Annotated in this window: 20 protein-coding genes; 9 read left to right on the forward strand and 11 right to left on the reverse strand. The window is 63.8% G+C overall.

Going from position 1 to position 21,699, the window contains the following annotated elements; translation table 11 throughout:
• Positions 1-117 precede the first annotated feature (117 nt).
• The 4 genes from PGC08_RS11630 to PGC08_RS11645 all read right to left on the reverse strand — a co-directional run bounded on the left by PGC08_RS11630 (position 118) and on the right by PGC08_RS11645 (position 4,984).
• Positions 118-894, reverse strand: a complete 777-nt coding sequence (locus PGC08_RS11630) for an isoprenyl transferase (protein WP_271708449.1) — start codon at positions 892-894, stop codon at positions 118-120.
• Positions 891-1,619 carry a DNA repair protein RecO gene (gene recO / locus PGC08_RS11635; RefSeq protein ID WP_009881508.1) on the reverse strand — a complete coding sequence of 243 codons (729 nt, stop codon included), beginning with the start codon at positions 1,617-1,619 and terminating at the stop codon, positions 891-893. Before recO ends, PGC08_RS11630 begins: the two co-directional genes overlap by 4 nt.
• 119 nt (positions 1,620-1,738) lie before the next feature.
• Positions 1,739-3,505 carry a 2-isopropylmalate synthase gene (gene leuA / locus PGC08_RS11640; protein WP_009881509.1) on the reverse strand — a complete coding sequence of 589 codons (1,767 nt, stop codon included), beginning with the start codon at positions 3,503-3,505 and terminating at the stop codon, positions 1,739-1,741.
• A 225-nt stretch (positions 3,506-3,730) separates the two neighbouring features.
• On the reverse strand, positions 3,731-4,984 hold the full coding sequence (locus PGC08_RS11645) for a DUF6636 domain-containing protein (protein ID WP_271708450.1): 1,254 nt from the start codon (positions 4,982-4,984) through the stop codon (positions 3,731-3,733).
• Between the two features lie 60 nt (positions 4,985-5,044).
• Here PGC08_RS11645 and PGC08_RS11650 point away from each other — a divergent pair, with 60 nt between their 5' ends.
• Positions 5,045-5,860, forward strand: a complete 816-nt coding sequence (locus PGC08_RS11650; protein ID WP_096145624.1) for a L,D-transpeptidase family protein — start codon at positions 5,045-5,047, stop codon at positions 5,858-5,860.
• Between the two features lie 7 nt (positions 5,861-5,867).
• Positions 5,868-6,419 (forward strand): hypothetical protein, encoded by a 552-nt coding sequence (locus PGC08_RS11655; RefSeq protein ID WP_193078141.1) that lies wholly within the window; start codon positions 5,868-5,870, stop codon positions 6,417-6,419.
• Between the two features lie 20 nt (positions 6,420-6,439).
• Here the strand turns inward: PGC08_RS11655 and PGC08_RS11660 are convergent, their stop codons facing one another.
• On the reverse strand, positions 6,440-7,087 hold the full coding sequence (locus tag PGC08_RS11660) for an NAD(P)-dependent oxidoreductase (RefSeq protein WP_271708451.1): 648 nt from the start codon (positions 7,085-7,087) through the stop codon (positions 6,440-6,442).
• 123 nt (positions 7,088-7,210) lie between these two features.
• Between PGC08_RS11660 and PGC08_RS11665 the strand changes: the two genes are divergently transcribed.
• Together PGC08_RS11665 and PGC08_RS11670 are read left to right on the forward strand one after the other, a co-directional pair.
• Positions 7,211-8,080, forward strand: a complete 870-nt coding sequence (locus PGC08_RS11665) for a DUF817 domain-containing protein (RefSeq protein ID WP_271708452.1) — start codon at positions 7,211-7,213, stop codon at positions 8,078-8,080.
• A gap of 26 nt (positions 8,081-8,106) precedes the next feature.
• Positions 8,107-10,854, forward strand: a complete 2,748-nt coding sequence (locus tag PGC08_RS11670; RefSeq protein ID WP_271708453.1) for a penicillin acylase family protein — start codon at positions 8,107-8,109, stop codon at positions 10,852-10,854.
• A gap of 9 nt (positions 10,855-10,863) precedes the next feature.
• Here PGC08_RS11670 and PGC08_RS11675 read toward each other — a convergent pair whose 3' ends face one another.
• Complete coding sequence (locus PGC08_RS11675; protein ID WP_271708454.1) at positions 10,864-12,063, reverse strand: alpha/beta hydrolase family protein; 1,200 nt, start codon at positions 12,061-12,063, stop codon at positions 10,864-10,866.
• A 186-nt stretch (positions 12,064-12,249) separates the two neighbouring features.
• Here PGC08_RS11675 and msrB point away from each other — a divergent pair, with 186 nt between their 5' ends.
• Positions 12,250-12,675 (forward strand): peptide-methionine (R)-S-oxide reductase MsrB, encoded by a 426-nt coding sequence (gene msrB, locus PGC08_RS11680; RefSeq protein ID WP_069600287.1) that lies wholly within the window; start codon positions 12,250-12,252, stop codon positions 12,673-12,675.
• Positions 12,672-13,190 (forward strand): GNAT family N-acetyltransferase, encoded by a 519-nt coding sequence (locus tag PGC08_RS11685; RefSeq protein ID WP_096163031.1) that lies wholly within the window; start codon positions 12,672-12,674, stop codon positions 13,188-13,190. Before msrB ends, PGC08_RS11685 begins: the two co-directional genes overlap by 4 nt.
• Before the next feature lie 14 nt (positions 13,191-13,204).
• Here the strand turns inward: PGC08_RS11685 and PGC08_RS11690 are convergent, their stop codons facing one another.
• On the reverse strand, positions 13,205-13,678 hold the full coding sequence (locus tag PGC08_RS11690; protein ID WP_271708455.1) for a MarR family winged helix-turn-helix transcriptional regulator: 474 nt from the start codon (positions 13,676-13,678) through the stop codon (positions 13,205-13,207).
• Positions 13,679-13,805: 127 nt separating this feature from the next.
• Between PGC08_RS11690 and PGC08_RS11695 the strand changes: the two genes are divergently transcribed.
• Positions 13,806-14,018 (forward strand): hypothetical protein, encoded by a 213-nt coding sequence (locus PGC08_RS11695; protein WP_035279299.1) that lies wholly within the window; start codon positions 13,806-13,808, stop codon positions 14,016-14,018.
• A gap of 80 nt (positions 14,019-14,098) precedes the next feature.
• Here the strand turns inward: PGC08_RS11695 and hemQ are convergent, their stop codons facing one another.
• The 3 genes from hemQ to hemE form a co-directional block, all read right to left on the reverse strand.
• Positions 14,099-14,809 carry a hydrogen peroxide-dependent heme synthase gene (gene hemQ / locus PGC08_RS11700; RefSeq protein WP_009884412.1) on the reverse strand — a complete coding sequence of 237 codons (711 nt, stop codon included), beginning with the start codon at positions 14,807-14,809 and terminating at the stop codon, positions 14,099-14,101.
• Between the two features lie 104 nt (positions 14,810-14,913).
• On the reverse strand, positions 14,914-16,317 hold the full coding sequence (hemG, locus tag PGC08_RS11705) for a protoporphyrinogen oxidase (RefSeq protein ID WP_271708456.1): 1,404 nt from the start codon (positions 16,315-16,317) through the stop codon (positions 14,914-14,916).
• A gap of 4 nt (positions 16,318-16,321) precedes the next feature.
• Positions 16,322-17,368 (reverse strand): uroporphyrinogen decarboxylase, encoded by a 1,047-nt coding sequence (gene hemE, locus PGC08_RS11710; protein ID WP_101556287.1) that lies wholly within the window; start codon positions 17,366-17,368, stop codon positions 16,322-16,324.
• A 150-nt stretch (positions 17,369-17,518) separates the two neighbouring features.
• Between hemE and PGC08_RS11715 the strand changes: the two genes are divergently transcribed.
• Positions 17,519-18,133, forward strand: a complete 615-nt coding sequence (locus PGC08_RS11715; RefSeq protein WP_009884409.1) for a DUF3000 domain-containing protein — start codon at positions 17,519-17,521, stop codon at positions 18,131-18,133.
• Positions 18,130-19,305, forward strand: a complete 1,176-nt coding sequence (locus PGC08_RS11720) for an HRDC domain-containing protein (RefSeq protein ID WP_069600291.1) — start codon at positions 18,130-18,132, stop codon at positions 19,303-19,305. Before PGC08_RS11715 ends, PGC08_RS11720 begins: the two co-directional genes overlap by 4 nt.
• Positions 19,306-19,355: 50 nt before the next feature.
• Here PGC08_RS11720 and dxs read toward each other — a convergent pair whose 3' ends face one another.
• A complete protein-coding gene (gene dxs / locus PGC08_RS11725) occupies positions 19,356-21,296 on the reverse strand; it encodes a 1-deoxy-D-xylulose-5-phosphate synthase (RefSeq protein ID WP_009884407.1) in 1,941 nt (646 codons plus the stop codon).
• Positions 21,297-21,699 lie beyond the last annotated feature (403 nt).

Here is a 21,699-nt window from a genome sequence, read left to right on the forward strand (position 1 = left end):
CGCTGATCCGGCTTCGGCGCAGCGAGCACACATGACACGAGGTCCCGCAACGTTTTCGTTGCGGGACCTCGTGTTTGCCTCTGGGCTGTCGTGTTGGCTCAGACTGTTCGCGACCGACTAGGAGCCTGAGCGGTCCACGGCACCACCGAAACGACGATCACGGCGTGCGTATTCTTCGATCGCCGACCACAGTGTGCGACGGTCGACGTCGGGCCAGAGCACGTCTTGAAAGACCATTTCGGCGTACGCGGACTGCCACAGCAGGAAGTTCGATGTCCGCTGCTCCCCCGATGAGCGCAGGAACAGGTCCACGTCGGGAACCTCGGCGGCGTAGAGACGGGAGCGAACGGTCTTCTCGCTGACCTTGCCCGGTTTCAGCTTCCCGGCGGCCACCTCGGCGGTGATCTGGTTGACCGCGTCGACGATCTCCGAGCGTCCCCCGTAGTTGACGCAGAACTGGAGGACCAGTCCGGTGTTGTGCTTGGTCATCTCCGCCGCGTTCTCAAGCTCGTCGATGACCGAGCGCCACAGACGACCACGACGCCCGGCCCAGACGATGCGCACGCCCAAAGCGTTGAGCTCATCGCGGCGGCGGCGGATGACATCACGGTTGAAGCCCATGAGGAAACGAACCTCGTCGGGCGAGCGTTTCCAGTTCTCGGTGGAGAAGGCGTAGGCGGACAGATAGTCGACGCCCATCTCGATGGCTCCGTGGATGACTTCGAGAAGAGAGGCCTCTCCTGCCTTGTGCCCTTCGGTGCGCGGCAGACCACGGTCGTTGGCCCAGCGGCCGTTGCCGTCCATGACCACGGCCACGTGATTCGGGACGAATTTCGACTCGATGCGCGGGGGTCGGGCTCCGCTGGGGTGCGGAGGTGGTGCGGGATAGCTCATCTGCTCTCCAGAACTCTCAGTGATCGGATATTGCGCTCCAGATGCCACGACACCCAGTCAGAGACGAGTTTGGAACCGTCGATCTGGTCGTGGAGGTCCGAGGACTCCGCGCGCTCCCAGTCACCGGAGAGCAGCGCCGCCATGTGTTCGAGTGCGTCGGTGTCCGGCAGGGCCGCGCCGCTGGGGCGACAGGTGGTGCACACGGCACCGCCCAGGGAAGCCGAGAACGCACGGTGGGGTCCAGGACTGCCGCACTGTGCGCAGTCGAGCAGACTCGGTGCCCAGCCGGCCACGGACATGGCCCGCAGCAGATACGCGTCGAGGGCCAACCTCGGCGGATGCTCGCCGTTGCACAAGGACCGGATGGCCGAGACGAGGAGCAGGAAATGGGTCCGTGATTGGGGTTCGACCTCGGTGATCCGAGCGGCGGTCTCCGCCATCACACTCGCGGCCGAGTAAGCGTCATAGTCGGCGCCGATGCCGCGGGCAAAGGGTTCGATGAGTTCGACCTGGGTGACGATGTCGAGGCTGCGGCCGACGTGGCACTGCAGATCCACGAGCATGAAGGGCTCGAGTCGGGAACCGAAGCGTGACTTGGTGCGGCGAATGCCCTTCGCAACTGCTCGGATCAGCCCGTGGCTGCGGGTGAGAACAGTGACGATGCGGTCGGCTTCGCCGAGTTTGTGCCCCTGGAGCACGATGCCTTCATCACGATAGTTGTGCACCCGCCCATTATCGCAGAGTGCGGCGGGGAATCATCCCCGCCGCACTCAGACATCAGTTGTGAGATTGCACCCTGCCGGCCCTCGATCCGACCGGCAGACTCAGTCTCGAGAGTCAGACCTCAGCGCTCTCCGTCACGGTCGCGTGCCGCCCGGTTGACCGCCGAGACGACGGCCTTGAGAGAGGCCTTGGTGATGTTGGAATGCAGTCCGGCACCCCAGACCACACGGTCCTCGACAGCGAGTTCGACGTAGGCTGCGGCCATGGTGTCGGCACCCGATCCGATGGCGTGCTCGGTGTAGTCCTGGAGTCGGAGATCAACGTCGAAGTTCTCGACGAGGATCTTCACCAGCGCATCGATCGGACCCTTGCCGTGTCCTTCGTAGGTACGTTCCTGGCCGTCGACGATGAGGTCGACCTCGACGCGCTCGGCAGACCCGGAGTCATCGACCGTGCCGGAGTCGGTGCGCAGGCCCACGATCTGGAAGCGGCCCCAGACGTTGTCCGGATCATCGCTGGGCAGGTATTCGTGGTTGAAGATGCGGCGGATCTCTTCGGCCGAGACCTCTCCCCCGCCTTCGGTGTGTGCCTGGACGGCGCGGGAGAATTCGACCTGCATGCGGCGCGGCAGATCCAGGCCGTACTCGCTCTTGAGCAGGTAGGTGACTCCGCCCTTGCCGGACTGCGAGTTCACGCGGATGATCGCCTCATACGAGCGCCCCAGATCCTTCGGGTCGACCGGCAGGTAGGGCATGTCCCACTCCATCAGGTCCACGGGCACGCCCTGCTCGTTGGCCCTCTTCTCACGGTCGGCGAACGCCTTGTTGATGGCGTCCTGGTGCGAGCCGGAGAACGAGGTGAAGACGAGGTCGCCGCCGTATGGATGGCGCTCGTGGACGCCGATCTGGTTGCATTCGGTGACGGTATGGATGACTTCGTCGATGTCGGAGAAGTCCAGTTCGGGGTCAACACCCTGCGTGTAGAGGTTGAGTGCCACGGTGACCAGGTCGAGGTTGCCCGTGCGTTCGCCGTTGCCGAAGAGGCAGCCTTCGATGCGGTCGGCACCGGCCATGATGCCCATCTCTGCGGCAGCCACACCGGTGCCACGGTCGTTGTGGGGGTGCAGGGACACCGCCACCTCGTCGCGGTAGGGCATGTTGCGGCAGAACCATTCGATCTGGTCGGCGTAGGTGTTCGGGGTGCCGCGCTCGACGGTGGCAGGCAGGTTGACGACCGTTTCGCGATCGGTGGCCGGCTGCCACATGTCGAGGACGCTGCCGACGATGTCGAGAGCGAATTCGGGTTCGGTGTCAACGAAGATCTCCGGGGAGTACTGGTAGCCGAAGTCCGCGTCGCCGAGGAGTGACTCGGCGTGCTTCATGACCGCCTGGGTGCCGCGGGTGGCGATTTCGCGAGTCTGGTCGAAGCCCTCACCGTCGAAGCCGAACACGACCTTGCGGAAGACCGGTGCAGTGGCGTTGTAGAGGTGGACGGTCGGCTTCTTGGCACCGACGAGGGACTCCACGGTGCGCTCGATGAGATCTTCACGCGCCTGGGTGAGCACGGAGATGCGCACATCGTCAGGAATCGCGTCCTGTTCGATGATCTCGCGGACGAAATCGAAGTCGACCTGGCTGGCAGCGGGGAAACCGACCTCGATCTCCTTGAAGCCCAGCTTGACGAGGAGGTCGAACATCTTGCGCTTGCGATCGGGTGTCATCGGATCGATGAGGGCCTGGTTGCCGTCACGCAGATCCGTGCTCAGCCAGCGCGGAGCCTTGCGAATCAGTTGGTCTGGCCAGGTGCGGTCGCGCATATCGAGGGCGATCCGGTCCTGAAAGGACTTGTATTTGCTGAACGGCATGGGAGTGGGCTTCTGCAGTTTCATGGTTCCTCAATCATTCATCGTGTGCTAAATCAGCATATGAAAAACTCCGCGACGAGTGTGCTGTCCGATCAGGACTCATCGCGGCAAGGAAGGAGGAGCAACCTGTGAGCCACACCATCAACATAGCCCTGGTTGCTCCGTCCGCCCCAAATCTGTCCAAATCCTAAGATCGTAGTCCTGATCTCGCCGAGGTGGTAGGTCCTTGCATCGCCGAGGTGACTCTGCCTAGTCGAGGAAATCGACCGAGGCTCGTCGCATGTTGAAGCCGACGCCGGACTCATCGGACTTGCATGTCATACCCTCTCGAGTGGAGGTGCAGGTCATTCCCTCAGCGGTGATCGATTCGCCGTAGCCGAGGACTCGAGCGGGGCCGGAATTCTCAGGCGCCTGCGCGCAGGAGAAGCCCGCGCCCTCGGAATTGGCCACGACGACAGCGCCCCAATTCTCCAGTTCGCAGTCATCGGGTTTCTCCGGAGCCTTGTAGTCAAAGGACGTGATCACGCACCTGGTGCGGTCTGCATCGATCGTGCAGGAGATGTTGCCCGACGGTGACTTGAACGACTCTGCCGCGGCCGGTGGCGTCGAAGCCCCCGGGTCCTCGGTCTCGGAGCCCGCACCCTCGGACGGTCCCTGGGAGGACGTGCCGGTGGCATCGTCGTCCTTGCCCTGTGTTGCGTCCCACGCGATGTATCCGACGATGCCGAGTGCGAGGATCAAAGCGATGGCAGCCAGCGCCCAGAGCCAGCCTGGGACCTTCCTGGTATCGGGGTCCCGTCGATAGGGGCCTCCCGGACCACCTGGCCCGCCCGGACCATATCCGCCTGGACCGCCGGGACCGTACCCGCCGGGCCCACCCGGACCGCCCGGCCCATATCCACCGGGTCCGCCAGGACCACCGGGGCCATAGCCTCCGTTCGTGGGTCCGGGACCGCCGGTTCCCGCGTAGGCGGCTGCGGCATGTGGGGCGTAGGCTGATGCGCCGTTGGGCACGAGCGACTCACTTCCGGGGTGTTCAGAGGGATGTGGTTGAGGGATCGGCTGCTGTGGTGGGGGTCCGGCTGGAGGGCCGGGTGCACCGAATTCCGGTCCCCACTGCTCGGGCTGCGGCGGGGTCGGGGCCGAGGCACCCTGCGGGTTCCACTGTTTCGGTGCCGAAGCGGCTTGGGCTTCGGCGATGTCCTCGGAACTTGCCTTTCGAGGTACCGGATCGCTGCTGCCGGTGGATGCGTCGTTCTCTGCTGCGGCCAGCTGGCGCAGCTCGTCGAGGCTGAGCACCTCGGTGGCCTCGGCGCCGTCGGAGGACACCATCGACCGGAGCCTGGCCAGCTCCTCGGAGCTGAGTGCTTGGGTTGAACCATCAGCAGCCGGGGATTTGTCCTGACCGATGAACAACTGCGTCGTGATCGAATCTGGAGACTCCTCGGCCGGCTTCCGACGCCCGGGGCGCGGAGGGTGGTTCGGCACAGGTGGAATGCTCATGGGGTCATTTTCGCATAGTCATTACCACGGCGTTCTCAAGGTTCGTGAGAAGATGACCCCATGTTCAGTGGTGGAACCCGGACCGGGACCAGCCTGACGGTTGCTGTTCTGGCTCTGACGCTGTCGTCGTGCGGGACACCGACCGACAGCGAAGACGATGACGGCGCCGCCGTTCCCTCCGGTGTGGTCGCGGCCCCCGCACAGCAGAACGACCTCGGTGATTTCGCCGCCCCTGCTCAGATGACCCCGCCCGGAACAGCACCCCAAGAAGAAACCGGGCCCGCCCACTCTGTACCGGTGCCAGGACTCGGACCGGAGACTGCGTCGCAGATCCCTGCCGAGACCTCACAGGTCCTTGTTGCCAGCGGCTCGGATGCGAGCTCCGATTCAGGACAGCTGAGCTTCTACACCTTCGGCGACGGCGACTGGAAGAAGCGCAAGACCTTCGACATCCACAACGGGAAGAAGGGGTGGTTGGCCGATCGGCGGGAAGGCGACAAGACCTCACCGATAGGAGTCTTCACTCTCAGCGATGCCGGCGGGTACAAAAAGGATCCGGGGACCCAGCTCCCCTACTCCCAGGATGATCGGCTCCCCTCATCGGCGACGGTGGCCTACGGGTCCGAGTACGAACGGGTCTTCGACTACATCATCGCCATCGACTACAACCGCGTCCCGGGGACACCGCCGACCGACAGGACACGCCCCCTGGGGTGGGACAAGGGCGGTGGGATCTGGCTGCACCTCGACCATGATTCGGGGACCAACGGCTGCGTGACCCTCAAGGAGAAAGACCTCACGTGGATCCTTGAGACCATCGACCCCGACGCCCACCCGCGCATCGCCATGGGACCTGAGTCCCAGCTGCAGAAATAGAGGCACAGTGACGCGCAAGCTCATCATCTCCCTGGTGCAGTCGATCAACGGCTCCTATGCCCAGGACGGCTGGTCAACGGGTGTGTCCACCAAGGCCGATTTCGCCTATTTCACGTCGCTCCGCAAGCAGGCGGGTGCCATCATCATCGATCGCCGGACCGCGCTGAATCCCGCATTGCCGGTCATCAACGCACCGGGCAAGGCACTCGAGCACACCCCCGTGCATGTCCTCACCGAATCAGATCCGAAGGCACTGACCCAGCAGCTCGCCGAGGCGGGCCTCGACTACCGAGCCCAGCACTTCACTCCCGAGACTGCCGCCGCCACAATCGAGGCTCTCGAATCCACGAATGAGACCCTGGTGTGCGAATCGGGGCCCAATCTGGCCTACCGTCTCCTCGACGCCGTCCCCGGTGCCGAACTGCATCTGAGTCTCAGTCCGCTCTACAGCCGCACCCCCGGCAGCCACTTCTCCCAGCTCGAGGCCACCCTCGATCTGCGACTCATCGATGTGCGGGCCGTCGATGACCAGGTCTTCGTCCGCTACGGTCGAGCCTGAGCTCAACGTCGAGCTGCGAGCTACACGTTGAGCTGCGTGCTCAGTTCGTGATCCTCCGGCCTGCTCACGATGTCGATGACAGCCTCGGCGACGGTCGTCAGTCCGATGGTCTCCACTCCCCCGCTGAGGTCGTTGCGGTCGTCGCCGGCGATGGGCGCCATGACCTTGAGTTCGCGGTAGTGCACTGAGTCCGTCTCTTCCGCGGCAACCCTGAGCAGCATCTCCTGGGCCGCACCGAAGACGCTGATGGCTCCGGATCCGGCACAGGGTTCGACGCTGGCGACGCCGTTGAGAGTCAGGTGGCGGATTCGGTCACTGCCACCCGCCTCGGCGAGCGCCTCCGACACGGCACAGGCCGCGAAATGACCACGCAGGTACGAACCGTAGTCCGCGTCGAAGGAGTCGACGCCGCGGGCAACCATCGAGATGTCGACGGACCAACCGCCGACCGCGGCGATGACAGCGTCGACCGGTGGTGTTCCCACGCGGCCGAGTTCGTCGACGACAGTCTGCGGTCGCTCCACCCATTCGGGCACAACGACCGGAGTGTAGGCAGTCTTGGCCTCCGGCTGTGAACGGACGATTCCGGTGATGCGGTGGTCGGCGGACAGGTGCTGAGCAAGTCCCGAGCCGACATGGCCCGAGGCTCCGAAGATGAGGATGTGCATGTCTCGAAGTCTATTTGACGAAGGCCTCGACGCGTTCGCCCAGACGAATTCCGGCGCGGGTCGATCGCCGCGCCGGCCGCGATAGAATCGTCCTCGACCGCTTCCCACCCGGACAAGGACCTCATGGCCGATCAGCACGAGCTCACTCGTCGCGAACGCGTCCTCGACGATCTGGCCAATCGGCATCTGGGTCGGATCCCTGCCGGCCTGAGAGAGTTCCTCGTCTTCGGAATCAAGCAGGCGTGGGCGTGCCTGTTCGGAGCCCTCATGCTGCTGGCCATCATCGCCACAGCGTGGTGGTACCCCGACGATGCGAGCCTGGCCCGCAATGACCTCCTCGTCATCCTGGCTGTCCTCATCCAAGCCCTCATGCTCATCTTCCGTCTGGAGACCGGGCGCGAGCTCTGGGTCATCGTGCTCTTCCACATCGTGGGCACCGGCATGGAGATCTTCAAGACTTCGGTGGGTTCGTGGGACTACGCGGAAGGCGGTGTCCTCCACATCGGGGCCGTCCCCCTGTTCACGGGGTTCATGTATGCCGCCGTCGGCTCCTATATCGTCCGCGTCTACCGACTCTTCGATCTGCGCTTCAGTCATTACCCGCCGAGGTGGATCACCGCAGTCATCGCCGCAGCGATCTACATCAACTTCTTCACCCACCACTTCATGGTCGACGTGCGGCTGGTCCTCGTCCTGGCTGTGGCCGTGGTCTTCTTCCGCTGCAGCATGCATTTCCATGTGCACAGGCTCACGCTGCGCATGCCGGTGCTTCTCGCCTTTGTGCTGGTGGCGTTCTTCATCTGGATCGCTGAGAACATCGGCACCGTCACCGGCGCCTGGCTCTACCCCTCTCAGGTCGACGACTGGGAGCTGGTGCCGGTGACCAAGCTCGTGGCGTGGTTCCTGCTGATGATGATCTCCGTCGTTCTCGTCACGTTCGTCTACCCGCCCAAACCCCCTGATGAGGTCACTTCACCTGATAATCTGAGCTGAAACTCAGACTTGGCCGAAGGAGACACATGGCAGACGCGGATCCCGAGGATTCCAGTGCACTGGTGGCGGCGGTCCGCCGCCCATCGGGATCGCATCGCTTCGTGAGCATGAAGGTCCTCATCCGCGTCCTCGCCGCAGTCCTCGTCCTGCTGCTGATCCTCACCCTGCTCGGTGTCTTCATCATGCGTCGGTCGTTTCCCACCACGGACGGCGACATGTCGTTGCCTGGCCTCGATGCCGAGGTCAGCGTCACACGAGATGAATCGGGAGTCCCAACTGTCGAGGCCAGCACCTCCCATGATCTCTTCATGGCCCAAGGCTTCGTCCATGCCCAGGACCGTTTCTGGGAGATGGACTTCCGCCGGCATGTCACCTCGGGTCGACTCTCGGAGCTCTTCGGAGAATCACAGTTCGGCACCGACTCGTTCATTCGCACTCTGGGCTGGCGCAAGGTCGCCGAGGCGGAGGTCGCGGCACTCGATGACAAAACGCGCGCATACTACGAAGCCTATGCCGAAGGCGTGAACGCCTATCTGCACGACAAGTCCCCTACCGAGGTGTCCCTCGAGTACGGAATCGTCGGCCTGCAGAACGGTGGGGTCGAGATCGAGGAGTGGACACCCGTCGACAGCGTGTCCTGGCTCAAGGCCATGGCCTGGGACCTGCGTTCGAACGTTGAGGACGAAATCGACCGCGCCATCAGCACAACCGGACTCGACGACGAGCAGATGGCCGATATCTACCCCGACTACCCCTATGACACCCGACCGACGATCACCGGCGGCAACGCCGGAGCTAAAGCGCCCGCGACAAGCCGCAAGAGCGGAGCGGGTAAACCCGGTGGCGACAGCAAGTCCGGTGGCGATAAAAGCGGTGGCAGCACAGCAGGTGGCGGTGACGCGCCCGGAGACAACTCCAGCGAGGACGAAGCACGAGCCGGCGGCGAAGTGACCGGCGTCAACGCACCACGAACGGACGCCGAGGTGGACGGCCAGACTCCGGGCAACCTCGGCGAGCTCAAGCAGCAGCTGAAGTCGCTGCCCACACTGTTGGGGGTCAACAGTCATGACATCGGATCGAATTCCTGGGTCGTCTCCGGTGAGCACACGGCCACCGGCGCCCCGCTTCTGGCCAACGATCCGCACCTGTCTCCGTCCATGCCCTCGGTATGGTATCAGATCGGTCTGCGCTGCACCGAGATCACACCCGAATGCCCCTTCGACGTGTCCGGCTTCTCCTTTTCCGGACTGCCCGGGGTCGTCATCGGACACAACCAGAACATCGCCTGGGGGCTGACGAATCTGGGACCCGACGTCGCCGACCTCGTGGTGGAGAGGATCCGCGACGGCGAAGCAGTTCGTGACACCGGCGACGAAGCGGTCACCACCCGCAAAGAGACCGTGAAGATCGCGAAGCAGGAACCGCGCGAGATCACGATCCGCTCGACGAGCAATGGTCCGCTCATCTCAGACCTCGAGGGCCCTTACCGGGGTGTCCTCGATGCTGCGACGGGAGCCGACACCTCCGATACGAAATCGGGTCCGGCGGAGGAGCACTACCAGCTGGCGCTGCAGTGGACGGCTCTGCAGCCGGGCAATACTGCCTCCGCGATCTTCGGACTCAACGCGGCCAGGAACTGGGGCGAATTCCGTCAGGCCGCCTCGCTCTTCGACGTGCCGTCCCAGAACCTCATCTACGCGGACACCGCCGGCAACATCGGCTACCAGGCACCGGGCAAGATCCCCAAACGGGGCAAGGGCGACGGCATGCTGCCCCGACACGGGTGGAAGACCGACGAAAACTGGCAGGGATACCTCGACTTCAAGGACCTGCCGAGTCTCTACAACCCCGAACGCGGGTGGATCGTGACGGCCAACAACCCGGTCACTCCCCCTGGGGATTCCGTCCAGCTGAGCAATGACTTCGACGACGGGGACCGGGCTCGGCGAATCACGAAGCTGGTCCAGGACACCATTGCCGACGGAGACGTCACGACTGACGACATGTCTCGGATTCAGGGCGATGACCTCAATCCACTTGCCCTGACCCTGATCCCTCTGTTGGAGGACCTTGAGGCAGAGGAAGGCAGCGACATCGCCGAAGCGCAGGAGCTGCTCTCGTCATGGGACGGCCGCGATGATGCCAACAGTGCCGCCGCAGCCTATTTCAACGTGCTCACGAAGACGATCCTCGACGAGGTCTTCGCTCCCAAGCTGCCCGACGCTGTGCCGCCTGGAGGCGGGTCACGCTGGTACCTCATCATCAAGAACCAGCTCAAGGACCCCGACTCCGATTGGTGGGCCGATTCCGAGGTCGATGATCGGGACGAGGCACTGACTCGGGCCATGGACTCGGCGTGGGAGACGACCGAGGATCTGCTCGGCTCCGAGCCCGTGACCTGGCGCTGGGGCATTCTGCACAGACTGACCATCCGCAACGCCAGCCTCGGCGAATCGGGGATCAAACCCATCGAGCAGCTGTTCAACCGTGGCCCCTATGAGGTCGCGGGCGGTTCCGGAGAGGTCAACGCCACCGGCTGGGATGCCTCGGTCGGATTCGAGACGAACTGGGTGCCTTCGATGAGGCAGATCATCGACCTCAAGGACTTCAACCACTCGCAGTGGATCAACCTCACGGGTGCCTCTGGTCATGCCTTCCACCCGCATTATGCGGATCAGACCGAGGACTGGGCAGCCAATAAGACCCGGCCCTGGCCCTACACTCCGGATGCCTTGGACCGGCATACCGAGGACACTCTGGTGCTGCGGCCCTGAGACCCGTGATCAGCTCTTGGGCAGGACCTTCGCCTCGAGGAAGTTCGCCACATCGTCTTCCCAGCGGACGGGGTCGACGTTCCATTCCTTGGTGTGGCGGGCCTTCTCGTAGACGGGCATCGTCACCAGGTCACGGCGCACCGATGCCAGCGCGTGAGATGGCGAAGAAGGTACGAACTCGTCATCGTCGGAGTGGATGAGCAGCACCGGAACGTCAAGCTCAGCGGCACGGGTCACCCAGTCCAATCGGCCCAGGTCCAGCGGCGTCTGCAGCCCGGTGATCGGACGCGCCCACGGCTGGGTGATCATCTCCAAGGTGAGTTTCGCGATCGGGGTCGGCAGCATGTTGAGGCGGGCCTGGTTATCGAGGACATTCACCCAGTCGACGACTGGTCCGTCGAGGACGAGTGCCTTGACAAAACGTCTGTCGCGTCCGCGGGAAGCGGCCTGGAGCGCGATGGCTCCACCCATCGACCAGCCGATGAGAACGACGTCGCTGGCACCGTGTGAGAGCGCGAAGTCGATCGCGGCGTCCACGTCGATCCATTCGGTGTCGCCGAGTCCGTAGCGAGAGGTGGTCTCGACCCGCACCTCGGCGTCGTTGCGATAGGACATGGCGATCGCAGGAATCCCCAGCGTGTTGAGGATCGGTGCGGCACGCAGGCCCTCGGCACGGGTGCTGGCACGACCGTGGACGAGGATCGCCCAGGTGCTCTGCGGCTCGGGATGGTCGGTGGGCAGAAGCCAGGCCGGGAGCTTGCCTGCATCGGACTCGATCTCGATGTCCTTCGCGTCGACTCCAGCCGCCAGCGGCTCCGGGTACACGATGCCCGTCCAACGGCCGTGAGCGGCACGTTTGATGTCGCCGCGAGTCACCGAGAGGATCTCCCGGGACACGGTTCTCGACCGCGGATCGTATTCGACGATGTCACCGATCACGGCATGTCCGGCACCCTGGTTGAAGTAGAGGCCATAGGTGCCGCGCACCGTCGTCTCTTCGGTGGCGGGCAGATGAATGCGCATATTGGGCGAGAATCCATCGATGTGGAGAATCTCGAGCTCTTCCGGCGCATTCTCGGGCACCACGATCTTACGTGCGAAGTAGACGGCCAGCCCCGAGGACGCCACCGAGATCACAGCGCCGATCCCAGCACCGACACCCACCGAAGCCAGAAGCAGGCGAGTCGGGAATTTAGTGTCGCGAACCATGAAAACCTCCTGCCTTCATTGTCGCCCAAGGAATGAGCAGTCTCCAAACGCTGTTGTGCAGGTGAGAAGGCTTCCCAGAGTCCACGCGCTGCCACACCACGCATCGTCCGCAGCCGGACTGCCGGTGTGTCAGGCGGCGGTGGGACAATGGGAGACACGAGAAACCGACAAGGCCCGGAGGTCGCGATGAGTCAGTCACCGAATGCCAATGCAGAAGCCAATCCCGAGGAAGTCCGCTGGCAGGATGTGCTCACTCCTGCCGAATTCGCGGTGCTGAGGCAGGGCGGTACGGAACGTCCGTTCACGGGCGAATACGTCGACACGACGACTGTCGGAATGTACCAGTGCCGTGCCTGCGGCGCGGATCTGTTCCCCTCAGACACCAAGTTCTCCTCCCACTGCGGTTGGCCCTCGTTCTATGCACCACTGGCCGAGGACCGGGTGCGCTACCTCCGCGATTCTTCGATGGGCATGGAGCGCATCGAGGTCCGGTGCGCGAACTGCGATTCGCACATGGGTCACCTGTTCGAGGGCGAAGGCTACGACACGCCCACCGACCTGCGCTACTGCCTGAACTCGGTGTCGCTGCGGCTCACCGAGGGACAGGAGTGAGCGAAGACTCCCAGCTCGTCGTCAAAACCTTCGACGAACTCACCCTCGCCGAGCTCTACGGGATCATGCAGCTGCGCTCCCAGGTCTTCGTCGTCGAGCAGAGCTGCATCTTCCTCGACCAGGACGGTGTGGACACTCTGCCGCAGACCCTGCATGCCTTCTTCCCCGGAGACGTTCGAACCATGCAGGATTCTCACGGCGCCGAGGTGGGCCGGAGTCTGGCCCCCAATGCCTACGCTCGTATGCTGCCGCCCGATTTCCCGGACGGGCCGGCGTTCGAGCCCGGTGCCCGCAGCATCGGTCGCGTCGTGACCAATCCCGAGGTCCGCGGCGGAGGCTGGGGGCGACGGCTCATCAGTGAGCTCGTCGCCGGTCACAGTCACGGACTGTTGACGCTCAACGCCCAATCTCACCTTGAGGGCTTCTACGCCGGCTTCGGGTTCAGCCCGAACGGTCCACGATTCTTCGAGGACGGGATCGAGCACACACCGATGTCACGCCCAGCGATCGCCTGAGGCTTCGGGACACACTAGGCTTGGGCCGAACTGTCCTGCTGCTGCGCCTGAGAGGCGTCGACTGCCTCGATGAGGCGTGTCATCGTTGAGTGGAGCTCACACAGATCTGCCTCGCCCATATCGAGCTTGGCCATCATCTGCCCGGGAATCGCCTCAGCCGTCTTCCGCAGATTCGCACCAGTCTCGGTCAGGGAGACTTCGACGATCCTCTCGTCGTGGCTGCTGCGTCGCTTCTCCACGTAGTCCAATGCTTCGAGACGTTTGATCAGCGGCGACACCGTTGCCGCCTCGAGTCGCAGCAGCTCGGCGATCTTTCGCACTGGCAGCCTCTCATGCTGCCAGAGAGCCAACATGACCAGATACTGCGGGTGGGTGAGGCTGATGGGCTCGAGCACCGAGCGATAGGCGGAGATCACTCCGCGAGAGGCCACGGCCAGGGCAAAGCAGATCTGGCTCTCCAGAGCCAGAGGATCGTTTCTGGTCTGCATCTCTTCTTTGTCCTTCCACCGGCGACGCCATTTAGTTAGTGCACTAATGATTAGTGTACACTGTATGTATTGCGTTCATCTCAGCCCGACGCCAGCTGTCCGGCTCCACATCACCGAATGGAATCACATGTCAGACTCCCACGATCCTCAGCGACGCGTTGCCTGGCTCAATCGCTTCTTCCGCAAGATCGTCGGCCCTGCACAAGTCGACAACTCCCGTCCCGGTGGCTATTACGAAGATGAGCACCTGCGCCATGAGCGCCTCGACGCGATGGGCCTGGAGATGCGCACCGACGCCAACGGCCATTCCTATGTGGTGAAGAAGCAGAACCCCGAATAGTCAGCGCGGGGTGCGCGTCCCGGAACGCACTCGGGGCCGCGCCGAGGTGGTCTCCCCCGTCGCGGCCCCGAGCCGAAAAATCAGCGCCAGTCGGTGATGATATCGACGAGTTCGCGCAGCGGCCCGGTGTAGAACGGAACCTCTTCGCGCACGTGCAGGCGCGCCTCGGTGTTGCGCAGATCGCGCATGAGGTCGACGATGCGGTGAAGTTCGGGGGCTTCGAAGGCCAGCAGCCATTCGTAGTCACCAAGAGCGAAGGAAGCGATCGTATTGGCCTTGATGTCCTTGTAGCCAGCGGCGGCCATGCCATGATCGCGCAGCATCTTCGAGCGCTCCGCGGGATCAAGGAGATACCAGTCGTAGGAGCGGACGAACGGGTACACGCAGATGTACTTGCCTGGTTCGTCATCGGTGAGCAGTGCAGGCAGGTGCGCCTTGTTGAACTCGGCCGGACGGTGAAGTCCCACGACTGACCACACAGGTTCGAGGACTCCGCCCAGCATGCTGCGGCGCACTGCCGAGTAGGCGGCCTGGACCAGTTCGATGGTCGGCGCATGCCACCAGAACATCACGTCGGCATCTGCGCGCAGGGCGGAGACATCGTAGATTCCGCGAACGACGAGACCCTGCTCCTTCAACGGGGCGAGTGCTTCGTGGACCTCGTCGGCGAGTTCGGCGCGATCGGCGTCACCGAGTTCGCCGGCGGAGGCGAAGACCGAATACGCGATATAGCGCGTCTCGTTGTTCGCCTGATCGATCTGCTCGTCGGTGGGGTGAGAGTATTCGCTCATTCCTGCTCCTTCTTCTGTGTGTCGGTGCTTGTGCACGATTCTGTGTAGCGGTCGAGCCTGCGAGGTGGTCGGGGCTGCGAAGTGGTCGCGCCCGTCTGGAGTGTTCAGGTCTGCATCGATGTGATTCTCTGGGCTACGGTCTCTGCCCGGCTGATGCAGGCAGGAATGCCCACACCGAAGTAGGCCGAACCGGCCAGTTCGAGTCCGGCGATGTCGTTGATCTCCTCATCGGTTCTCGCCACCATCTCACCATGCCCCGGCAGGTACTGCGGCAGAGCACGTTCCCAGCGATGCGCCTCGGCCGCGATCAGCCGATCCGAACTCCGGCCGACGGTGGCCTGCCAGTCGTCGAAGGCCTGTGAGATGAGCTCTTCGTCCGTACAGTCCTGCCAGACCCCGGGCTCGTCCCCGTATCGTCCGATGCTCATCCTGATCAGGGCGGTTCCTGCGGGGATGCGCTCCCCCGTCCAGGGCCACTTGTTCGACACGAAGGTCGACGCCTTGATGAATGATTTCTCCGTCGGCGGGATGAGGAAGCCGGAGCCGTCGAGTTCACCCTCTCTGAGCTCGACAAGTGCAGGGATCAGAGCGGTGGACGCGTAGGGCACGGAGGCCAGCATCGATGCGGACCGAGGGGCCACCTCGGCGATGAGATCCTTCGTCACGTGTGCGGGGGTGGCCAGCACCAGACCGTCGGATTCCAGGCTGAAGTCCTCGGTTTCAACGGTCCAGCGACCGTTGTCGACGCGAACCGAGTTCACTCGTGTGTCGGTGTGGATGGTGCCGTTGTGCTCGCGGATGCGCTCCACGAGGGCGGGAACCAGACGGTTGATCCCTCCGATGAGACTCATGAACACCGGCCGCGGGGTCTCCCCGTCAGCCAGCGCTGCCGACTGCGCGTCACGGGCTGCGAGCAGGCTCTCGACCAGTTCGAGCACCGAGGTGCCTTCTGCTGCGGCTGGCAGCAGAGCAGGCACCGTCGCCGCCAGCGACAAGTCACGGCATCGTCCCGCATACACTCCCCCAAGCAGAGGGTCGACGAGTGTGTCGACGAGGTCAGCGCCGAGGCGGTCGCTGAGGAAGTCCCCCAATGACACATCGCCGCCGTCGATCGGTGCGGTGATGACCTCATGTGCGACGCGCTCGCTGGCGACCGGCCCGAGAAGGTCGCGGACCTCGGCCGAATCGCCGGGCACTCCCATGACCGTGCGTTTGGGGATCGCGTGGAGTCGTCCCTTCGACAGGACTCGTGAACTGTGCTTCGTGGAGGGGAATTCGACGTCGAGCCCGAGTTCGGCAGCCAGGTCCTTCGTCTCGGGGCGACGGTACAGGCTGGCTTCGGCACCGGTGTCGAGGCCCACGGGCACAGTCCCGTTCAAGGTCGTCGAATGCAGGCAGCCGCCGAGGCGGGAGTCGGCTTCGATGAGTGTGACCTGATGGTCGGGGGCCAGTCGATGGGCGGTGACGAGACCGGAGATTCCTCCCCCGACGATCGTGATGTGACGCATCGCCTCAGCCTCGTGCGGCCAGGATCTCTGCGGAGACGCGGTGGACTTCGTCCACGATCCGTCCGGGCACGTCCGGGTCGGTGTCGGGCAGGACGCCGTGGCCGAGGTTGAAGACGAAGCCTGCTTCATGGTTGAGGCCCTGTTTCACGATCTCCTCGATTCGCGGTGCCAGAGCCTCCCAAGGGGCGAAGAGCAGCGCCGGATCGAGATTGCCCTGCAGCGGTTGGCCCGGCTGCACTCGCGTTGAGGCATCGTCCAGGTCGACTCGGAAGTCTACGCCGACTGCGGTGGAGCCGGCGCGTGACATGGAGGTCAGGAGCTCACCGGTCTGGACACCGAAGTGGATGCTCGGCACCTCGTGGTGGCGCAGCGATTCGAAGACCGCGCTGGAGTGCTCGACGACGTGAGCCTCGTAGTCGCGGCGGGACAGGTAGCCTGCCCAGGAGTCGAAGAGCTGGAACGCTGAGGCTCCGGCGCCGAGCTGGACGTCGAGGAAGGTCGAGGAGATCCGAGCGAGCTTGCTCAGCAGCAGGGAGAAGGTCTCCGGGTCGGAGGCCATGAGGGATTTGGTCTTCTCATGGTTCTTGCTCGGTCCGCCCTCGATGAGGTAGCTGGCCAGCGTAAAGGGAGCACCGGCGAATCCGATCAGCGGAGTCTCCTGGCCCAGCTCTTCGAGGATCCGGCCGATGGATTCCGCAATATCGGGAATCTGCTCGGGTTCGAGCTCGGCCAGTGCGTTGACATCGGCACGGCTGCGGATCGGGTTCGCGATCACGGGACCGGTGCCGGGGACGATCTCCACATCGACTCCGGCCGCCTGCAGCGGCACCACGATGTCGGAGAAGAAGATGGCGGCATCCACACCGTGACGGCGCACCGGCTGCAGGGTGATCTCGGAGACGAGCTCCGGGGTCCGGCAGGCATCAAGCATTGCGGTGCCGGCACGCAGTTCGCGGTATTCGGGAAGTGATCGGCCTGCCTGTCGCATGAACCAGACGGGAGTGTGCGCAATCTGCTCTCCGCGCAGGGCGGGCAACAAGGTTGAAGTCATGTCTCCATCCTCCCATCCTCCACGGACTGATGCCCACCGGATGCCGGTTTCAAGACTCCGAGTCTTGCTCGCGGGTGCGGGCGAAAACTCTTGGTTCCGCCACGGCGTGGACGGTTCACCTCTACCGTGGCCTGATCTATCGTGGCAGGTGTGGTCAACACCTCACCTCTCAATCGCATTCCGCCGGAGTTCTCCGCCGTGACCTCGGTTCTGCGCGAAGCCCGGAACACGAATAACGTCTCGATCTCTGAAATCCCGGCGCCGGCTCGTCTGGCGCCGTATTCCTATGCGCTGGGAGCCGAAGTCAGCGCCGATGAGACCTTCCTGCGTGCCAGCGGAGAGGCCATCGACGAATTGGCCACTGGCCGCATCGTCGTCCTCTTCGACCCCAGCTCCCCCGAGGAGTGGGAAGGGCGATTCCGGGTCGTGTCCTATATCCGTGCCGAACTCGAACACGAACTCGGCAATGAGACGATGCTCGGTCCGGTCGCCTGGACCTGGCTCGAAGAGGCTCTGGAATCCAATAACTGCGAGGTCGTCGCCGCCGGAGGCACGACCACCCGCGTCCTCTCAGAGAGCTTCGGCACGCTTGCCGATCGGCCGTCCACGATAGACTTGGAGCTGCGCGCTTCATGGACCCCCGTGATCGCGGAGCCGGAACTGATCGGCGATCACTTCGAAGCGTGGATCGATCTGCTGTGCACAGTTGCCGGACTGCCACCGCTTCCTGAAGGAGTTTCAGCCCTGCCCGGGCGACGTCGATGACAACCGAACTACCGCTCTTGGCCACACCCGCAGACGGCGTACCGCCACTCGTCGACACCCCAGCCGAATTCTCCTCGGCCTGTGCCGAGCTCGCGCAGGGATCCGGTCCCATCGCCATCGATGCCGAGCGTGCCTCGGGCATCAGATACGGCCAACGAGCCTTCCTGGTGCAGCTGCGGCGCGCGAACGCCGGCACCTACCTCCTCGACTCCGAGGTGCTTGCTGACCTCAGCCCGCTCAATGACGCATTCGCAGGGGCGGAGTGGGTCATTCACTCTGTGACCCAGGATCTGCCGTGTCTGCAGGAACGCGGCATGCAGCCCGAGGTGCTCTTCGACACCGAGCTTGCTGCCAGAATGCTCGGGTGGGAGAAGTTCGGTCTCGCCGCCGTGGCAGAGAGGACTCTCGGAGTCCGTCTGGCCAAGGAGCACTCGGCAGCCGACTGGTCGAAGCGGCCGTTGCCGAAGGAGTGGCTCAACTACGCAGCCCTTGACGTCGAGGTGCTGCTGCCCATCCGCGACATTCTCCACGAGGCTCTCATCGAGGCCGACAAGTGGGAGTTCGCCAGGCAGGAGTTCGAGCATCTCCTCGATTTCCAGCCCAAGCACTTCACCGAACCCTGGCGTCGGACCCATGGGCTGACCAAGCTCAAATCGCGCAAGGACATCGCCAAGGTGCGCGAACTGTGGACGTCTCGTGATGAGATGGCCGCCGAGTCTGACATCGCGCCCTCACGCATCCTCCGCGATCGCGACCTTGTCGCCCTCGCCCAGTCACGGGTGCAGTCGAGCGACGACATCATGGCGACGTGGCCCAAGCTCTCCCGCGCGAACTCCGGTCGACTGTACCGGGCCTTTCGCAAAGCGACGCGGCTCACAACAGAAGAATTGCCTGCGCGCAAGGAAATGCACGCAACGCAGTCGCGGTCTCCTTTCAGCCACACTGATATCAAGGACCGGGTCTCTGCCCTCAAGGCGGCAATGGCCGAGCTGTCCGAGGAGCACACGATTCCCCACGATGTGCTGCTGCAGCCGGCCATCGTCAAGGCGCTCGGCGCGCAGTCGAGGGTCAACGTCGAGGAGTTCCTCTTCGAGCGTGGAGCTCGGAGATGGCAGGTCGAATTGAGCGCACCGGTGCTCAGAAGCACCCTCGAGTCACTGCCCCGAGCCTGAGAAGTTCTACCCGGCTCAGCAGCTCATAGGGTCAGAGACAGCTCATTGAGTCAGACGGCTCGGCGTGAGCTCTGCTGAGCGCGTTCCCTGACCTCTGCGGGCAGGATATGAACGATCTCGGAGACGATGGTGGCCACATCGAGGCCCGCGTATTCAAGGATCTCATCGCGAGTGCCCTGTGGCAGGAACTCATCGGGTGCTCCGAGTTCGAGGACACCGACACGAGAGTCAGCGGCGCGCAGATCACTGCGGATCTGTGAACCGACACCACCGACCTTGACTCCGTCTTCGATGACCGCGACGAGACTGTGCTCAACGGCCATGTCGATGACACCGCCTGGCACAGGCAGCACCCAACGCGGGTCGACGATCGTTGACGCAATGCCCTGGTCAGCCAACTCTTCGGCCACTTCCTGAGCACGTCCGGCGAAGGGCCCGACGGACACGATGAGTACGTCTTTGGGAGTGCCTGCCGGCACCTCTCGCAGTACGTCGACGCCATCGTCGAGACGACGCAGCGCCGGAATATCCGTACCCACGCTTCCGCGCGGGAACCGGATCACGGTCGGTGCGTCCTCGATGGCAACGGCCTCGGCCAGTTCTTCCGTCAGACGCGCGGCATCACGAGGGGCGGCCAGTTTGAGGCCGGGCACGATGCGCAGCATCGCCATGTCCCAGATTCCGTGGTGGCTGGCGCCATCGGGTCCGGTGATTCCTGCCCGGTCCAGGACGAAGGTGACTCCCTGGCCGTGCAGGGCCACGTCCATGAGCATCTGGTCGAACGCGCGGTTGAGGAACGTCGCGTAGATGCACACGATGGGGTGCAGTCCGCCGTAGGAGAGCCCGGCTGCGGACGTCACTGCGTGCTGTTCGGCGATGCCGACGTCGAAGACCCGCTCCGGATACACCTCGGCGAACTTCGCGAGACCCACGGGCAGGAGCATTGCAGCGGTGACTGCGACGATATCGTCGCGGTTCTTCGCGATCTCGAGCACTTCGCTGCCGAAGACCGAGGTCCATGAAGTCTGCTTCGACGGGGTCGACTTGCCGGTCAGAGGGTCGATGACTCCGACGGAGTGGAACTGATCGGCATCGTCATTGAGCGCCGGGTCATAGCCCTGGCCCTTCTGAGTGATCATGTGCACGATGACGGGGCCGCCGTCGTACTGCTTGGCACGCTGCAGCGCCTTCTCGACCATCGGCAGGTCGTGGCCGTCGACAGGACCCAGATATTTGATCCCGAGTTCGTCGAACATTCCGGCCTGCTCAGCGGAAACCATGTCCTTGAGGCCTCGTTTGACCCCGTGGATGGCGCTGTAGGCGGCCCGTCCGGGTGCGCCCGACTGCCGCAGCGTCGATTTGCCCCAGGACAGCAGCTTTTCGTATCCGGTGGTGGTGCGCAGTTCATCGAGGTGCTCGGCGAATCCGCCGACGGTCGGGGCGTAGGAGCGTCCGTTGTCGTTGACGACGATGATGAGCTTGCGTGGTGGTGTCGACTTGTCGGCCGCGATGGTGTTGAGGGCTTCCCACGCCATACCGCCGGTCAGTGCACCGTCACCGATGACGGCGACAACATGGCGGTCGCTTTCACCCTTGAGCTGATGCGCCTTCGCGATTCCGTCGGCCCAGGACAGTGAGGCCGAGGCATGGGAGTTCTCGATGACGTCGTGTTCGCTCTCGGCCCGGCTCGGGTATCCCGAGAGCCCGTCACGCTGGCGCAGACTCGAGAAGTCCCCCATGCGTCCGGTGAGGAGTTTGTGCACGTAGGTCTGGTGGCCGACGTCGAAGAGGATCGTGTCGTGCGGGGACTCGAACACGCGGTGGAGACCGACGGTGAGTTCGACCACGCCGAGGTTGGGCCCCAGGTGACCACCTGTGCCGGCGACCGTGGTGACCAGGTAGTCCCTGATCTCCTTCGCCAGGACTTCGCACTCGGCGTCGTCGAGTTCACGCAGCTGTGATGGCGAGTTCATCGACTCGAGGAATGTCATTCGACCTCGCTCCTGAATGCACAATAGATGGTCTGATACTGCAATTTCCGCTCGAATCATCTTAACGCTTCACGGCCCAGAGTTCGCCTTCAGGCGAGCTCATCCGCCATTGAGTGTGTCTGGATCCACAGCCACCCCGGTGTCTGGGGCACGGACACCCGAGCATCTGGCACGCGGGCTCCGGGTTGTCAGCGCGTCCGAGCTCAGCGGCGCAGAGTCCCCCGCGGCACCCAACACCGCCACTCGCAAATCCACTCTCAGCAGAGGTCGCTTAAGACACTGACGGTCAGTATTGCGCTGCCAAGGGTATGAGTTGGCAGCAATGGTGGGCATAGGCGGCGCGGGGAGGACTTAACGCCTGTATGAGGAGTTGGCGCCAGCGGGAGGACTCGGCGCAATCCGG

This window comes from Brevibacterium sp. BDJS002 (genome assembly GCF_028201555.1).
Classification (GTDB): Bacteria; Actinomycetota; Actinomycetes; order Actinomycetales; family Brevibacteriaceae; genus Brevibacterium; species Brevibacterium aurantiacum.

Excerpts from the sequence above, each read along its gene's own strand:
- PGC08_RS11720 (WP_069600291.1), top strand. The coding sequence starts at position 18,130 with ATGACAACCGAACTACCGCTCTTGGCCACACCCGCAGACGGCGTACCG.
- PGC08_RS11670 (WP_271708453.1), top strand. The coding sequence starts at position 8,107 with ATGGCAGACGCGGATCCCGAGGATTCCAGTGCACTGGTGGCGGCGGTC.
- PGC08_RS11675 (WP_271708454.1), bottom strand. The coding sequence starts at position 12,063 with ATGGTTCGCGACACTAAATTCCCGACTCGCCTGCTTCTGGCTTCGGTG.
- hemQ (WP_009884412.1), bottom strand. The coding sequence starts at position 14,809 with ATGAGCGAATACTCTCACCCCACCGACGAGCAGATCGATCAGGCGAAC.
- dxs (WP_009884407.1), bottom strand. The coding sequence starts at position 21,296 with ATGACATTCCTCGAGTCGATGAACTCGCCATCACAGCTGCGTGAACTC.
- PGC08_RS11650 (WP_096145624.1), top strand. The coding sequence starts at position 5,045 with ATGTTCAGTGGTGGAACCCGGACCGGGACCAGCCTGACGGTTGCTGTT.
- PGC08_RS11665 (WP_271708452.1), top strand. The coding sequence starts at position 7,211 with ATGGCCGATCAGCACGAGCTCACTCGTCGCGAACGCGTCCTCGACGAT.
- leuA (WP_009881509.1), bottom strand. The coding sequence starts at position 3,505 with ATGAAACTGCAGAAGCCCACTCCCATGCCGTTCAGCAAATACAAGTCC.
- PGC08_RS11690 (WP_271708455.1), bottom strand. The coding sequence starts at position 13,678 with ATGCAGACCAGAAACGATCCTCTGGCTCTGGAGAGCCAGATCTGCTTT.
- PGC08_RS11645 (WP_271708450.1), bottom strand. The coding sequence starts at position 4,984 with ATGAGCATTCCACCTGTGCCGAACCACCCTCCGCGCCCCGGGCGTCGG.
- PGC08_RS11695 (WP_035279299.1), top strand. The coding sequence starts at position 13,806 with ATGTCAGACTCCCACGATCCTCAGCGACGCGTTGCCTGGCTCAATCGC.
- PGC08_RS11630 (WP_271708449.1), bottom strand. The coding sequence starts at position 894 with ATGAGCTATCCCGCACCACCTCCGCACCCCAGCGGAGCCCGACCCCCG.
- msrB (WP_069600287.1), top strand. The coding sequence starts at position 12,250 with ATGAGTCAGTCACCGAATGCCAATGCAGAAGCCAATCCCGAGGAAGTC.
- hemG (WP_271708456.1), bottom strand. The coding sequence starts at position 16,317 with ATGCGTCACATCACGATCGTCGGGGGAGGAATCTCCGGTCTCGTCACC.
- PGC08_RS11660 (WP_271708451.1), bottom strand. The coding sequence starts at position 7,087 with ATGCACATCCTCATCTTCGGAGCCTCGGGCCATGTCGGCTCGGGACTT.
- hemE (WP_101556287.1), bottom strand. The coding sequence starts at position 17,368 with ATGACTTCAACCTTGTTGCCCGCCCTGCGCGGAGAGCAGATTGCGCAC.